The organism is Luteimonas viscosa (genome assembly GCF_008244685.1).
In the GTDB taxonomy this organism is placed as follows: Bacteria; Pseudomonadota; Gammaproteobacteria; order Xanthomonadales; family Xanthomonadaceae; genus Luteimonas; species Luteimonas viscosa.
Window position 1 is genome coordinate 2,926,215 of sequence record NZ_VTFT01000001.1, and the last position, 12,663, is coordinate 2,938,877.

Sequence of the window (12,663 nt, forward strand, 5' to 3'; positions counted from 1 at the left end):
GTGCTGCTGATGATCGACAACTACGACAGCTTCACCTGGAACCTCGTGCAGTACCTGCAGGCTCTGGGCGCCGAGGTGCGGGTGGTGCGCAACGACGAGCTGGGCGTCGATGACATCGCGGCGCTGGCGCCGGAGCGCATCGTGATCTCGCCGGGGCCGTGCACGCCCAACGAGGCCGGGGTGTCGCTGGCACTGGTGGAGCGTCTCGGCGCGACCACGCCGATCCTGGGCGTGTGCCTGGGCCACCAGGCGATCGGCCAGGCCTATGGCGGCCGGGTGGTGCGCGCGGGCCGGATCATGCACGGCAAGACCTCGCCGATCCGGCACCGGGGGGAGGGCGTGTTCGCGGCCCTGCCCGATGGCTACGAGGCCACGCGCTACCACTCGCTGGTGGTCGAGCGCGACTCGCTGCCCGACTGCCTGGAAGTCACGGCGTGGACCGAGCACGAGGATGGCGCGTTCGAGGCGATCATGGGGCTGCGCCATCGCGAGCATCCGGTCGAGGGGGTGCAGTTCCATCCCGAGTCGATCCTGACCGAGCATGGGCATGCGCTGCTGAAGAACTTCCTGGAGCGATGACGATGGCGCCGGCGACGTGCAGGCGACGCCCGCAACCGGGGTGTCGAAAGGCCTGTCATCCCGAACGCAGTGAGGGATCTCGTGGCCGAAGCCGTGCATGAAGCAGATCCCTCGCTTCGCTCGGGATGACAGCGTGTAGATTTTCACGAATCATGAATCACGAATCACGAATCACGAATCACGGCCCCACCATGACCATCACCCCCAACGAAGCCCTGCAGCGCACCATCGAGCATCGCGAGATCTTCCACGACGAGATGATCTCGCTTATGCGCCAGATCATGCGGGGCGAGGTGTCGCCGGTGATGACCGCGGCGATCCTCACCGGGCTGCGGGTGAAGAAGGAGACGGTCGACGAGATCGCCGCGGCGGCGAAGGTGATGCGCGAACTCTCGCGCACCGTCGACGTGCCCGACCGCAGCCACCTGGTCGACATCGTCGGCACCGGCGGCGACGGCTCCCATACCTTCAACATCTCCACCGCCAGCATGTTCGTCGCCGCGGCCGCGGGCGCGCGCGTGGCCAAGCACGGCAACCGCAGCGTGTCCTCGAAGTCGGGCAGCGCCGATGCGCTGGAGGCGCTGGGCGCGGCGATCGAACTGCAGCCGCCGCAGGTCGCCGACTGCATCGGCCAGACCGGCGTCGGCTTCATGTTCGCGCCGATCCACCACCCGGCGATGAAGGCGGTGGCGCCGGTGCGACGCGAGATGGGCGTACGCACGATCTTCAACATCCTCGGGCCGCTGACCAACCCTGCGTCGGCGCCCTCGGTGCTGATGGGCGTGTTCCACCCGGACCTGGTCGGCATCCAGGTGCGCGTGCTGCAGGAACTGGGCACCGAGCGCGCGCTGGTGGTGTGGGGGCGCGACGGCATGGACGAGATCTCGCTCGGCGCCGCGACCCTGGTCGGCGAACTGCGCGACGGCAGGGTGCGCGAATACGAGATCCATCCCGAGGATTACGGCATCGCGATGGCCGCCAGCCGCAACCTGCGGGTCGACGATCCGGCCGGCTCGAAGGCCATGCTGCTGGGCGCGCTGCGCGGCGAGGCGGGCTTGCCGCTGGAGATCGTCGCGCTCAATGCCGGCGCGGCGCTGTACGTGGCCGGCGTAGCGGACTCGATCGAGGAGGGCATCGGCCGGGCGCGCGAAGCGGTGGCCTCCGGGGCGGCGATGGCGAAGCTGGAAGCCTTCGTCGCGGCCACCCGCCGGCTCGCCTCGGGCGGGGGCTGACCGGGCCCGGCGCGTTTGCGACAATCGCCGGCCCCCGGGACGCACCCCGAAGGTCCGCCATGCATCCGACCGCATTCGCCACGCTGCCGAAACCGCCCTACTACGCGGTGATCTTCAGCTCGCAACGTACCGATGGCGACAACGGCTACGGCGAGACCGCAGACCGCATGGTCGAACTGGCGCAGCAGCAGCCCGGCTTCCTCGGCGTCGAATCGACCCGCGGGGAAGACGGCTTCGGGATCACCGTCGCCTACTGGGAGAGCGAGGACGCGATCCGCGCCTGGCGCCTGCACGCCGAGCACGCGGCGGCACGCGAACGCGGTCGCGCCGAGTGGTACCGGCACTTCGAACTGCGCATCGCCAGGGTGGAGCGCGCCTACGGCTGGGACCGGGAACAGGCGCACGGCGGCGAAGCTGGATGAGCAGCGCCGTCCGGCGACGCGCGGGCCGCTCGCATGGCGTGGCGTGTCCTGCGATCATGCCCGGTGAGATCGCGTACCGGCCCCGGAACAGGGCGACCGGCATCGAGAAGGAAACAACTCCGTGAACCCTCTGCTGCGGCCCTCGCTGCCGCGCCAGGACGACATCCTGCAACGGATCCTGCAACGCAAGGTGGAGGAAGTCGCCGCGCGCGCCGGCGCACGCCCGCTGGCGGACATGCGCGCGCTCGCCGCCGACATGCCGGCACCGCGCGGCTTCGCCGTGGCGGTCGAGGCGAAGATCGCGGCCGGCGCCCCGGCCGTGATCGCCGAGGTCAAGAAGGCCAGTCCCTCGAAGGGCGTGATCCGGCCCGACTTCGATCCGGCCGCGATCGCGCGCAGCTACGAGGCCGGCGGCGCGGCCTGCCTGTCGGTCCTGACCGATGTCGATTTCTTCCAGGGCGCCGACGCCTACCTGCAGCAGGCGCGCGCCGCCTGCGCGCTGCCGGTGCTGCGCAAGGATTTCACCATCGACCCCTACCAGGTGTACGAGGCGCGCGCGCTGGGGGCCGACTGCATCCTGCTGATCGTCGCCGCGCTCTCGGACGGGCAGCTGGCCGACCTGTCCGGCACCGCGATGGCGCTGGGGCTGGACGTGCTGGTCGAGGTGCACGACATCGACGAACTGGAGCGCGCGATCCAGGTGCCGGCGCCGCTGCTGGGCGTCAACAACCGCAGCTTGCGCACGTTCGAGGTCTCGCTCGATACCACCCTGTCGCTGCGCGACGCGGTGCCGCGCGACCGGCGGCTGGTGACCGAGAGCGGGATCCATTGCGCTGCGGACGTCGCCCGCATGCGTGCGGCCGGGGTCGAGGCGTTCCTCGTCGGCGAGGCGTTCATGCGTGACGAGGACCCGGGCGCCGCCCTGCGGCGACTGTTCTTCCCGGCATGAGCGCAGTCACGGTTCCGGGCGACGACGCGCCGCTGGTGGTCTTCGACTTCGACCACACGCTGTACGACGGCGATTCGGGCAGCCACCTGTTCGCCTGGCTGATCCGGCGCAGCGCCTGGCGCACGGCGCTGGCGCTGCTGGCCGCACCGGTGCTGGGGCCGATGGTGGCGTTCCTGCCCACGCGGCGACGGGGCATCTCGGGATTCGTGTGGATCGGCACCGTGGGCATGCCGCGCCGGCGCACGCTGGACGACGCCATCGACCGCTATGTCGCCAGCCACGATGCTTGGCTCCGTGGCCGCCTGCTGCCGGTGGCGCTGGAGGTGCTGCACCGGCACCGCGAGGCCGGCGACCGGGTGGTGATCGCCACTGGTGCGCCGCCGGAGCTGGCGCGCGCGATCCTGGCCTTCGTCGCGCACGAGGCCGTACCCGTGATCGGCACCGCGGTGGGGCCGCGGCTGGGCGCGATCGTCGCCATCCGCCACTGCCATGCCGAGGAGAAGATGCGGATGCTGCGCGAGCGCGGGTACGGCGAGATCGACGTCGCCTATTCCGACTCCAGCGCAGACCTGCCGCTGCTGAAGGCGGCGCGGGCGCCGGTGGTGGTGAATCCCAAGCCTGGCGCCGTCGACATGTTCCGCCGCGTCCTGCCCACGGGCACGCCGATCCTCAACTGGGGCTGCGAGGACCGGGCTGGCGATCGGCCTCCATCGGCAGCGAGCGCGGCGTAGGATCGGCTGCAGGCGCGACGGGGAGCGTGGGCTGCGGAGCGCGGACCCCCCTGGTCAGGGCGATGGCGGCGGATCGCGGCCGAGGCCACCTGCAGACCACCGCCGGGCCCGGAGCCCGGCCTACGCGTCGCCCAGGCGCTTGATGAAACGGACGGTGCCGTCGCTGAAGCCGCAGGCCTTGTAGAAGGCGTGGGCGTCGGTGCGTTGCGAGCCGCTGGACAGTTCCAGCCGCGCGGCGCCACCGGCGCGGGCGCGGCGTTCGGCCTCGCGCAGCAGTTGCCGGCCCAGCCCCTGGCCGCGTGCCGAAGGCGTCACCACCAGCGCGGTGATGCGGCAGGTCAGGGTGTCGAGCGGCAGGTAGTACATGAAGTCGAGGGCGATCAGCCCGGACACCGTGCCGCCGACCCGCGCCACCACCAGCGCCTGGCGGTCGTTGTCGAGGATCGCCCGGATCCGGCGCGCGGCGTCCTCCGGGTCGCAGGGATAACCGAGTTCGGACAGCAGCGCGGCGACGTCGTCGGCGTCGATCAGGCCGGCGCTGCGCAGGTCGGCGTCCGGCAGGTTGCCGCCGGCGCCGAAGTGGCCGACGCTCATCGCGTCCCGTAGAGCACGATGGTCTTGCCGCGGGCGTGCAGCTTGCCGTCGACCTGCAGCTTCTTCAGCACCCGGCCCGCCATCTCGCGCGAGCAGCCGACCAGGCGCGCCAGTTCCTGCCGCGACACGCGCAGCTGGGTACCCTGCGGATGGGTCATCGCCTCGGGCTCGCGGGTCAGGTCGTGCAGGGTCCGGATGATGCGATCGGTCACGTCGAGGAAGGCCAGGCGCCCCGCCTTGCGGCTGGTGTCGAGCAGCCGACGCGAGAGCTGCACGCCGATCGCGTACATGATCGAGGTCGCGTCGTTGGCCAGGGTGCCGTCGAACAGCTGGTACAGCCGCTCGTAGCTGATCTCGGCCAGTTCGCACTGGGTCCGGGTGCGCAGGATCACCTCGCGCACGTCGGTTTCGATGAACAGCCCCATCTCGCCGACGAACTCGCCGTTGCCGAAGTAGCCCAGCACGAGCTCCCGGCCGTCGTCCTCCTCGGTGATGATGCTGACCGAGCCGCTGATGACGAAATAGAGCGTGCCGGCCGGATCGCCGGGCCGGAACACCTCCGTTCGCGGCGGATAGCGCCGGCGGTGGCAATGGGCGAGGAAACGCTCGATGGTCGCGGGGGACGGCGCCATCGGGTGGGCAGGGCGGCGGTAGCTGCTGATCAGGGCCACAGGGCTTGGGTTCATGCAGGGGGGAACGGGGGAAGCCGTGAGATTAGGACGTCCGTGCCCGCGTAGCAAACGCGTTGCCCCCGTGGTCACGGGCTTTGCCGCATAATTCCGCCCTTCGCCTGCCCGACCGGGGACCGTCCGACGTGGTCAAGCCACTGCCTCGCCTGAAGCTCCAGGGCTTCAACAACCTCACCAAGTCGCTGTCGTTCAACATCTACGACGTGTGCTACGCCGCGTCGGAAGACGAGCGCCGACGCTACATCGAGTACATCGACGAGCAGTACGACGCCGACCGCCTGACCCAGATCCTGAGCGACGTGGCCGAGATCATCGGCGCCAACATCCTCAACATCGCCCGCCAGGACTACGACCCGCAGGGCGCCTCGGTGACCATCCTCATCTCCGAGGAGCCGGTGATCGACAAGAAGGACGCCGGCAAGGAGATCATCTCCGACGCGGTCGTGGCCCACCTGGACAAGTCGCACATCACGGTGCACACCTACCCGGAGACCCACCCGGACAACGGCATCGCCACCTTCCGCGCCGACATCGACGTGTCGACCTGCGGCGTGATCTCGCCGCTGAAGGCGCTGAACTACCTGATCGAGAGCCTCGAGTCCGACATCGTGGTGATGGACTACCGGGTGCGCGGCTTCACCCGCGACATCAAGGGCCGCAAGCACTACATCGACCACAAGATCAACTCGATCCAGGACTACCTGGCCAAGAACATCCGCGCCCGCTACGAGATGCTGGACGTCAACGTGTACCAGGAGGCCCTGTTCCACACGAAGATGCACCTGAAGGACTTCGACCTCGACAACTACCTGTTCGAGGAAAAGGCCCGGAACCTCTCGTTCAAGGAGCGCATGAAGATCGAGGCCCGGCTCAAGCGCGAGATCGAGGAGCTGTACCACGGGCGCAACCTGATCGATTGATGGAAAGCGGGGATTCGGGATTCGGAATTGGGGATTCGGAACAGCGGTTCCCGCATGAGAACGGCCTTGCGCAGTGCGGGGCCGTTTCCGTCTGAGATCAGGCGCCCACGCCGCGCTTTATCCAATCCCCAATCCCGAATCCCAATCCCGGCTGTAGAGCGGGCAATCCGCTCTACAGCCGATACGCCACCGCCTTCATGAACCTCGATGCCGCCGCCATCAGCGTCGGGATCGGCTGCGGCAGGATGCGGGCGCCGGCGAGTTCGGCGCTGTCGGCGTGGCGGGCCTCGTCCTGTTTCATCTGGCGCAGGATCTCCCGGCTGCGCTGGTCGGCCTCCGGGAGGGTCTGCAGGTGTTCGTCGAGGTGGGCCTCGACCTGGCGCTCGGTCTCGACCACGAAACCCAGGTTCCAGCCGTCGCCGCGCAGGCCGGCGGCCACCCCGAGCGCATAGCTGCCGCCGTACCACAGCGGATTGAAGAGGCTGGGGCGGCTGTCGAGTTCGCCCAGGCGGTCGGCACACCAGGCCAGGTGGTCGGTTTCCTCCTGCGCGGCCTCGAGCAGGTGCTCCCGGGTCGCGGGCTCGCGCGCGACCGCGGCCTGGCCGAAGTACAGCCCCTGGGCGCAGACCTCGCCGACATGGTTGATCCGCATCAGCCCGGCGGCGTGGCGGCGCCCGGCCGGGTCCAGTTCCACGTCCGGCGTGTCCCCGGCCGGGTTGGCGCGCTGCGCCATGGGCCGGCCGAACACCGTTTCCAGCGCGCGCTGGGCCTCCACCAGGACCTGGTCCAGGGGCGCCAGGCGGCGCGGGACGACGCGTGGCGGGGCGGGCAGGGTGGCGGGCAACTGCGGGGTGGGGGGCGCAGGCATCGGGACTCCGGGTGGCCGTGGCCGGTAGGGCCGCGGGTCTGGCGGGAACCGCCATCGTCGCCTGCGGGCGCCGGGGATGCCAGCGCTTCGGGACGCGGCTTGCGCCGGGCGACGCCGAAGGCTAGAATTCCGCTTCTTTTTCCCGCAATCACAACGCGTGGTGACGTTCCGCCGCCCCCCGGGGTCCCGGAACCAGCCCGACCAGGCACCCCGCCCGGAGTCATTTTTCGATGAAGACCTTCACCGCCAAGTCCGAGACCGTCCAGCGCGACTGGTATCTCGTCGACGCCACCGGCAAGACGCTGGGCCGCCTGAGTTCCGAACTCGCGCGCCGCCTGCGCGGCAAGCACAAGCCGGTCTACACCCCGCACGTCGACACCGGCGATTACCTGGTCGTGATCAACGCCGAGAAGATCACGGTGACCGGCAACAAGCTGGCCGACAAGAAGTACCACCGCTTCACCGGCCATATCGGCAACCTCAAGACCGAGTCGCTGGCGCAGGCGCTGGCGCGCCACCCCGAGCGGGTGATCGAGATCGCGGTCAAGGGCATGCTGCCGAAGAACACGCTCGGCCGCGCCATGTACCGCAAGCTCAAGGTGTACAAGGGTGCCGAGCATCCGCACGCCGCCCAGCAGCCCCAGCCCCTGGATATCTAAACGATGGCTATCACCCAGAATTACGGCACCGGCCGTCGCAAGTCCTCCACCGCCCGCGTGTTCCTGCGCAAGGGCAGCGGCAGCATCACCGTCAACGGCCGTCCGCTGGACGAGTTCTTCGGCCGCGAGACCGCGCGCATGATCGTGCGCCAGCCGCTGGAACTGACGAAGAACACGGAAAGCTTCGACATCGTCGTGACCGCGTCCGGCGGCGGCACCACCGGCCAGGCCGGCGCGATCCGCCTGGGCATCGCCCGTGCGCTGGTCGAGTACGACGAGACCCTGAAGACCGACCTGCGCAAGGCCGGCTTCGTGACCCGCGACGCGCGCGAGGTCGAGCGCAAGAAGGTCGGCCTGCACAAGGCCCGCCGCGCCACGCAGTTCTCGAAGCGTTAATCCGGTTTCCACGCCGTCGTCCGTCGACGGCGTTACAATCGGTTGCATAGCCCCGTCGCCAAGCGGTAAGGCACCTGACTCTGACTCAGGCATTCGGAGGTTCGAATCCTTCCGGGGCTGCCAATCCGCGATACGAGAGGACCCGCTTCGGCGGGTCTTCTCGTTTTCCGGGCTGGCACGGCGGCCTGGGCCTCCAGGTGGATGCCGGTCCGTTCGCGCGGGATCGCGAGGGTGCGGCCCCCGGCGACGGGGGTGCGGCGGATCCCGCGGTTCCAGCGGGCAGCGGGCACGGCGGGGCAAAGGGCACCCGGTGGGGGGGGGGGCGGTGGCCCGCTTCCCGAGGGTCCGCCCTGCATCGCGCGGCCCGATTCCGCGATAATCCGCCGATGACGGCTCCGTTTCCCCCGCCCCTGTCCGACGCCCGCCGGGTGCTGGACGACATCCGCGTTCACGGCTTCGCGGTGCTCCCGGCAGACGCGCTCGCCGCCCTGGCGCAGGCGCGCGGCGAGGACTTCGCGCGCCTGGAAGCGGGCTGGAACGACCTGCCGCCCGACGCCTATCTCCGCGACGGCGGCCGCTACCGCAGCCGCCGGCATTCGTGCTTCGTGGTCCAGGGCGACGACGTGCGCCAGGCTCCGCACCGCGCCCACTGGCAGTCGCTCGATTACAACGCGCTGCATGGCGGCATGCTGCGCATGTTCGAGCCGATCGCACCGGAAACGGTCGGCGCGCCGGCGTGGACGGCGCTGCTCCGCGGCCTGGCCCGCTGGTGTTCCGCGCTCAAGGGCGACCAGCCGTGGTACGTGGAGGCGCACCAGTTCCGCATCGACACCACCGACGGCATCGGCCGGCCGACGCCGGAAGGCGCGCACCGCGACGGCGTCGATTTCGTCGCCGTGATCCTGGTGGCGCGCCACGCCATCAAGGGCGGGGAGACCCGCGTGTTCCAGGCCGACGGCCCCGACGGGCAGCGCTTCACCCTGCTGCAGCCGTGGTCGCTGCTGTTCCTGGACGATGCACGCATGATCCACGAGTCGACCCCGATCCAGCCGGCCAGCGAAGATGCGCCCGGCCATCGCGACACCCTGGTGCTCACCTTCCGTGCCGGCGGCTTCCAGGGCGACGACTGAGGCGTCCAGGCGAGGCGCGGCGAAGGGGGAGCGATCCCCGCCCCCGGCACGGGCGGCTATGATCCGGCCCCAAGGGGTCGCGCACCCAACCGGAGGTCGGAGCGAGGCGATGGGTGAGGATCTGACCCGTTTGCTGCATGGGTGGCGGGGAGGCGACGCGGCCGCGCGCGACCGTTTGCTGGAAGAGGTCTACGACACCTTGCGCGGGATGGCGGCCGCGCGCCTGGGCCGCAGCCGCGACCAGCGTACGCTCCAGCCGACGGCCGTGGTCAACGAGGCGCTGATGCGCATGCTCGGCGGCGATCTCGACTGGGAGGACCGCGCGCACTTCTTCGCGCTGGCGTCGCTGAAGATGCGTTCGGTGCTGGTCGACCATGCGCGCGCCCGTGCCGCGGACAAACGTGGCGGCGACGTCGCCATGCTCACGCTCTCGCACGCGGAGCGCGAATCGGGCGAGGACGTGGAATACGACGTGATGGCGCTTCACCAGGCGCTCGAGCAGTTGGCGATGCGCGATGTGCGCGCCGCGCGCGGCCTGGAGATGGCCTACTTCGGCGGCATGGAACAGCGCGATATCGCCTGCGTGCTGGGGATATCGGTGCCGACGGTCGAGCGCGACCTGCGCTTTGCGCGGGCGTGGTTGAACCAGCGGCTGTCCTAGGCATGGAAACCACGGCCATGGACGCCGCGCACTGGCAGGACCTGAGGCGGCTGTTCGACGCGGTGTGCGACCTGCCGTCGTCGCAGTGGGAGGCGGGCCTGCGCGCGCTCAGCGAGGATCCTGCACTGGTGGCCGAGGCCCTGGCCCTGCTCCATGCACAGACCGCCAGCTTCGACCGCGCGCTGCAGCCGCTGCGGGACCTCATGGCGTCGTTGCCCGACGCCGAACTGCAGGTCGGCGGGCGCCTGGGCGCCTGGCAACTGGTCGAACGCCTGGGAAGCGGCGGCATGGGCACCGTGTTCGTGGCCGAACGCGCCGATGGCCTGTTCCGCCAGCGCGTGGCGATCAAGCTGCTGCGCGGCACCGCAGGCGGAGGGGCGACCGCCGAACGCCTGGCGGTCGAGCGCCAGATCCTTGCGGACCTGCAGCATCCGGACATCGCCCGGCTCTACGACGGCGGCACCACCCCTGCGGGCGCGCCGTACCTGGTGATGGAGTACGTCCAGGGCCAGCCGCTGGACGAGTACTGCGAGCAAGCGGCACCACCCCTGCAACAACGCCTCGGGATGTTCCTGCGCATCTGCCGCGCGGTGCAGGCCGCGCACCAGCGCCTGGTGGTGCATTGCGACCTCAAGCCCGGGAACGTGCTGGTGCGTCCGGGCGGCGATCCGGTGCTGCTGGATTTCGGCATCGCCCGGCTGCTGGATGCGGAGGCGCCGGGAGAGGCCAGCGCGTTCTGCACCCCTGCCTACGCCAGTCCGGAGTTGTTCGCCGGCAAGTCCGTCAGCGTCGTCAGCGACGTCTTCAGCCTCGGGATCCTGCTGACCGAATTGCTGGCGTGCCGAAGGGTCGGCCGCGGCGCGGGCGACATCGGCGTGCCGGTCCCGATGCCTTCCGCCCACGCCCACCCGGCTTGCCCCTGGCGTCGACGCCTGGCGGGCGACCTGGACGCGATCGCCGCCCGTGCATGCGCGCTCGATCCATCTCGGCGATACCCGTCGGTGGAGGCGTTCGCCGCCGACGTCGAGCGGCATATGCAACGGCGCCCGGTGCGCGCCCGCGTGCCGACCCTGCGCTACCGTGCCGGCAGGTGGCTGCATCGGCACTGGCGGGAGGGGGCGGTGGCCGCGGCGATGGTGCTGGGCGCAGGCGTGTTCGTCTGGCAACTGGGGATGGCCCAGGCGCGCGCGCAGCGCGAGGCCGAAGTCGCCAGCCAGGTCGCGGACTTCCTGATCGAAGCGTTCACCGTCGACAGCGGTGCGGCGCAGGGCAAGGACGGACGGGGCGAGATAAGCGCGCGCGAGGTCCTCGATCGCGGCGCGGCCAGGGTCGACTCGAGCCTGGCGCACGCTCCGCACATGCAGGCGCGCCTGCGCATGGTGCTGGGCCGGGCTTACCGGGGGCTCGGCGTGCCGGGGCGGGCGGAAGGACTGTTTCGGCAGGCGGCCGACGACTACCTCGCTCCCGCCGTCGCCCGGCCGCTCGATGCAGCCAGCGCCCTCGATGAACTGTCCGTCCTCATGTCCAACCAGATGCGGGGCGACCAGGCCGTCGAGGTCGCGCGGCAGGCGGTGGCGTTGCGCGAGTCGGGCGGTGCCGACCAGGCGGCGCTGGCCCACGCCTACAACGTGCTCGGCCTGGCGCTGTTGAGGAGCGCCGATCTCGACGGTTCGCGCGAAGCGCTGGAAAGCAGTCTTGCGATCGGTCGCAGGGTCTTCGGTGAGGGAACGGTCGCGAACTCCAGCGCGCTCCACAATCTGGGCTTGCTGCATCGCGAGATGGGGGACAACGCTGCATCCGAAACCCACTATCGACAGGCGCTCGCGATCAGGCGCCGGCACCATCGGCACAGCGACATGGTGCAGTCCAGCCTCCAGGGGCTCGCCGTCACCCTTGCCGCGCAGGGCCGTCATGGCGAGTCGGTGGCGCTGCTGCGCGAGAATCTGGCGCTGGCGCGCGCCCTGTACGGCATCGACAGCGACAAGGTGGCGAAGGCGCGGCTGCGCCTGGCGATCGCGCTGCAGGACCGGGGGAACTACCTCGAAGCGCACGAGCACCTGCTGCAGGCGCTGGCGACCAGCGAGCGGGTCGGTGGCGCGGATGGCCTCGATCATGCCCATATCCTCAATGCGTACGCGGGCCTGCTCGCCGCGCGCGGAGACGAGCCCGGGGCCGAGCGGGGGTACCGACGGGTGCTGGCGATCCGGCGCAGGCACCTGCCGGCAGATGACCGAGCGCTGATGCGTACCTCCGAACAGCTGGCCCTGGTACTGGCGCGCCAGCAACGCATCGCGGAAGCGGACAGCGCCTTCCAGGGTGCGTTGCCGCGGTGGCGACAGATCTACCGGACGGCGGGGGCGATGCCGCTTGAACTCGCCGGCGCGCAATTGCGGCACGCCGAGTGGCTGCTTCGGCGGGGTGCCCTGGAGGCCGCCGAAGCGTCGCTGCAGGCATCGCTGGACGGCCAGCCGCCGATGCAGCTCCGCGCGCAGGCGCTGAAGGCCGAACTTGCGCTGGCACGCGACGAGTGGGATCGGTCGCGGGGGCGATGGGAATCGGTGATCGAACGCGGCAGTGCCGTGTACGGTGCTGACAGCGTCCTGGTCGCGGAATGGAGAGTGCCCTATGCCCGGGCATTGGCTGCCAGCGAAAGGTGGCGCGAGGCCGAGGAGCAGTTGCGCCTGGCCGAGCCGCCCTTGCGCAGGGAGATGGTTGCCGACGCGCCGATCTTGCGGGAGGTGGACTCGGTCCGGGCGACGCTGGCCACCGCTGGCCGGCAAGTCGGCGGATAAAGGGAGCGGAGACGTCCGCCTCCGCTCCCGCGTCGCCGACA

The 12,663-nt window shown here is 70.4% G+C and carries 14 protein-coding genes and 1 tRNA gene; 12 read left to right on the plus strand and 3 right to left on the minus strand.

The features are described 5' to 3' along the window. The 5 genes from FZO89_RS12995 (at position 1) to FZO89_RS13015 (ending at position 3,913) form a co-directional block, all read left to right on the plus strand. Positions 1-579, plus strand: a complete 579-nt coding sequence (locus FZO89_RS12995) for an anthranilate synthase component II (protein WP_149103654.1) — start codon at positions 1-3, stop codon at positions 577-579. A 191-nt stretch (positions 580-770) separates the two neighbouring features. Next, complete coding sequence (gene trpD, locus FZO89_RS13000) at positions 771-1,811, plus strand: anthranilate phosphoribosyltransferase (RefSeq protein WP_149103655.1); 1,041 nt, start codon at positions 771-773, stop codon at positions 1,809-1,811. A gap of 59 nt (positions 1,812-1,870) precedes the next feature. Continuing rightward, complete coding sequence (locus tag FZO89_RS13005) at positions 1,871-2,233, plus strand: antibiotic biosynthesis monooxygenase family protein (protein ID WP_149103656.1); 363 nt, start codon at positions 1,871-1,873, stop codon at positions 2,231-2,233. A 130-nt stretch (positions 2,234-2,363) separates the two neighbouring features. Then, entirely contained in the window at positions 2,364-3,182 is an 819-nt protein-coding gene (gene trpC / locus FZO89_RS13010) for an indole-3-glycerol phosphate synthase TrpC (protein ID WP_262378717.1), read from the plus strand. Beyond that, positions 3,179-3,913 carry a haloacid dehalogenase-like hydrolase gene (locus FZO89_RS13015; protein ID WP_149103657.1) on the plus strand — a complete coding sequence of 245 codons (735 nt, stop codon included), beginning with the start codon at positions 3,179-3,181 and terminating at the stop codon, positions 3,911-3,913. Before trpC ends, FZO89_RS13015 begins: the two co-directional genes overlap by 4 nt. Positions 3,914-4,033: 120 nt before the next feature. Here FZO89_RS13015 and FZO89_RS13020 read toward each other — a convergent pair whose 3' ends face one another. Then, a complete protein-coding gene (locus tag FZO89_RS13020) occupies positions 4,034-4,507 on the minus strand; it encodes a GNAT family N-acetyltransferase (RefSeq protein ID WP_149103658.1) in 474 nt (157 codons plus the stop codon). After that, positions 4,504-5,139 (minus strand): cAMP-activated global transcriptional regulator CRP, encoded by a 636-nt coding sequence (gene crp, locus FZO89_RS13025; protein WP_425480468.1) that lies wholly within the window; start codon positions 5,137-5,139, stop codon positions 4,504-4,506. The genes FZO89_RS13020 and crp overlap by 4 nt, the downstream gene beginning before the upstream one ends. A 182-nt stretch (positions 5,140-5,321) precedes the next feature. Between crp and speD the strand changes: the two genes are divergently transcribed. Further along, the gene (gene speD / locus FZO89_RS13030; RefSeq protein ID WP_149103660.1) at positions 5,322-6,116 is read left to right on the plus strand and encodes an adenosylmethionine decarboxylase; all 795 of its coding nucleotides are present in this window, start codon (positions 5,322-5,324) and stop codon (positions 6,114-6,116) included. Positions 6,117-6,288: 172 nt separating this feature from the next. On the opposite strand, the gene coq7 is transcribed toward speD, so the two are convergent. Then, entirely contained in the window at positions 6,289-6,984 is a 696-nt protein-coding gene (gene coq7, locus FZO89_RS13035; RefSeq protein WP_149103661.1) for a 2-polyprenyl-3-methyl-6-methoxy-1,4-benzoquinone monooxygenase, read from the minus strand. A 230-nt stretch (positions 6,985-7,214) separates the two neighbouring features. Between coq7 and rplM the strand changes: the two genes are divergently transcribed. The 6 genes from rplM to FZO89_RS13065 all read left to right on the plus strand — a co-directional run bounded on the left by rplM (position 7,215) and on the right by FZO89_RS13065 (position 12,622). Then, the gene (gene rplM / locus FZO89_RS13040) at positions 7,215-7,643 is read left to right on the plus strand and encodes a 50S ribosomal protein L13 (RefSeq protein ID WP_149103662.1); all 429 of its coding nucleotides are present in this window, start codon (positions 7,215-7,217) and stop codon (positions 7,641-7,643) included. 3 nt (positions 7,644-7,646) lie between these two features. Then, positions 7,647-8,039, plus strand: a complete 393-nt coding sequence (rpsI, locus tag FZO89_RS13045; RefSeq protein WP_149103663.1) for a 30S ribosomal protein S9 — start codon at positions 7,647-7,649, stop codon at positions 8,037-8,039. A gap of 48 nt (positions 8,040-8,087) precedes the next feature. Then, positions 8,088-8,162, plus strand: a tRNA-Gln gene (locus FZO89_RS13050). A 263-nt stretch (positions 8,163-8,425) separates the two neighbouring features. Further along, positions 8,426-9,169: a 2OG-Fe dioxygenase family protein gene (locus tag FZO89_RS13055; protein WP_149103664.1), complete on the plus strand. Its 744-nt coding sequence runs from the start codon at positions 8,426-8,428 to the stop codon at positions 9,167-9,169. A 109-nt stretch (positions 9,170-9,278) separates the two neighbouring features. After that, positions 9,279-9,830 carry an ECF-type sigma factor gene (locus FZO89_RS13060; protein ID WP_187471149.1) on the plus strand — a complete coding sequence of 184 codons (552 nt, stop codon included), beginning with the start codon at positions 9,279-9,281 and terminating at the stop codon, positions 9,828-9,830. 2 nt (positions 9,831-9,832) lie between these two features. Next, positions 9,833-12,622, plus strand: a complete 2,790-nt coding sequence (locus FZO89_RS13065; protein WP_149103666.1) for a serine/threonine-protein kinase — start codon at positions 9,833-9,835, stop codon at positions 12,620-12,622. The last annotated feature ends 41 nt before the right edge of the window (positions 12,623-12,663 follow it).

Coding starts and splice junctions, on each gene's coding strand:
- FZO89_RS13060 (WP_187471149.1), top strand. CDS start 9,279: ATGGGTGAGGATCTGACCCGTTTGCTGCATGGGTGGCGGGGAGGCGAC.
- rplM (WP_149103662.1), top strand. CDS start 7,215: ATGAAGACCTTCACCGCCAAGTCCGAGACCGTCCAGCGCGACTGGTAT.
- FZO89_RS13005 (WP_149103656.1), top strand. CDS start 1,871: ATGCATCCGACCGCATTCGCCACGCTGCCGAAACCGCCCTACTACGCG.
- rpsI (WP_149103663.1), top strand. CDS start 7,647: ATGGCTATCACCCAGAATTACGGCACCGGCCGTCGCAAGTCCTCCACC.
- FZO89_RS13065 (WP_149103666.1), top strand. CDS start 9,833: ATGGAAACCACGGCCATGGACGCCGCGCACTGGCAGGACCTGAGGCGG.
- FZO89_RS13055 (WP_149103664.1), top strand. CDS start 8,426: ATGACGGCTCCGTTTCCCCCGCCCCTGTCCGACGCCCGCCGGGTGCTG.
- coq7 (WP_149103661.1), bottom strand. CDS start 6,984: ATGCCTGCGCCCCCCACCCCGCAGTTGCCCGCCACCCTGCCCGCCCCG.
- FZO89_RS13015 (WP_149103657.1), top strand. CDS start 3,179: ATGAGCGCAGTCACGGTTCCGGGCGACGACGCGCCGCTGGTGGTCTTC.
- crp (WP_425480468.1), bottom strand. CDS start 5,139: ATGGCGCCGTCCCCCGCGACCATCGAGCGTTTCCTCGCCCATTGCCAC.
- FZO89_RS13020 (WP_149103658.1), bottom strand. CDS start 4,507: ATGAGCGTCGGCCACTTCGGCGCCGGCGGCAACCTGCCGGACGCCGAC.
- trpD (WP_149103655.1), top strand. CDS start 771: ATGACCATCACCCCCAACGAAGCCCTGCAGCGCACCATCGAGCATCGC.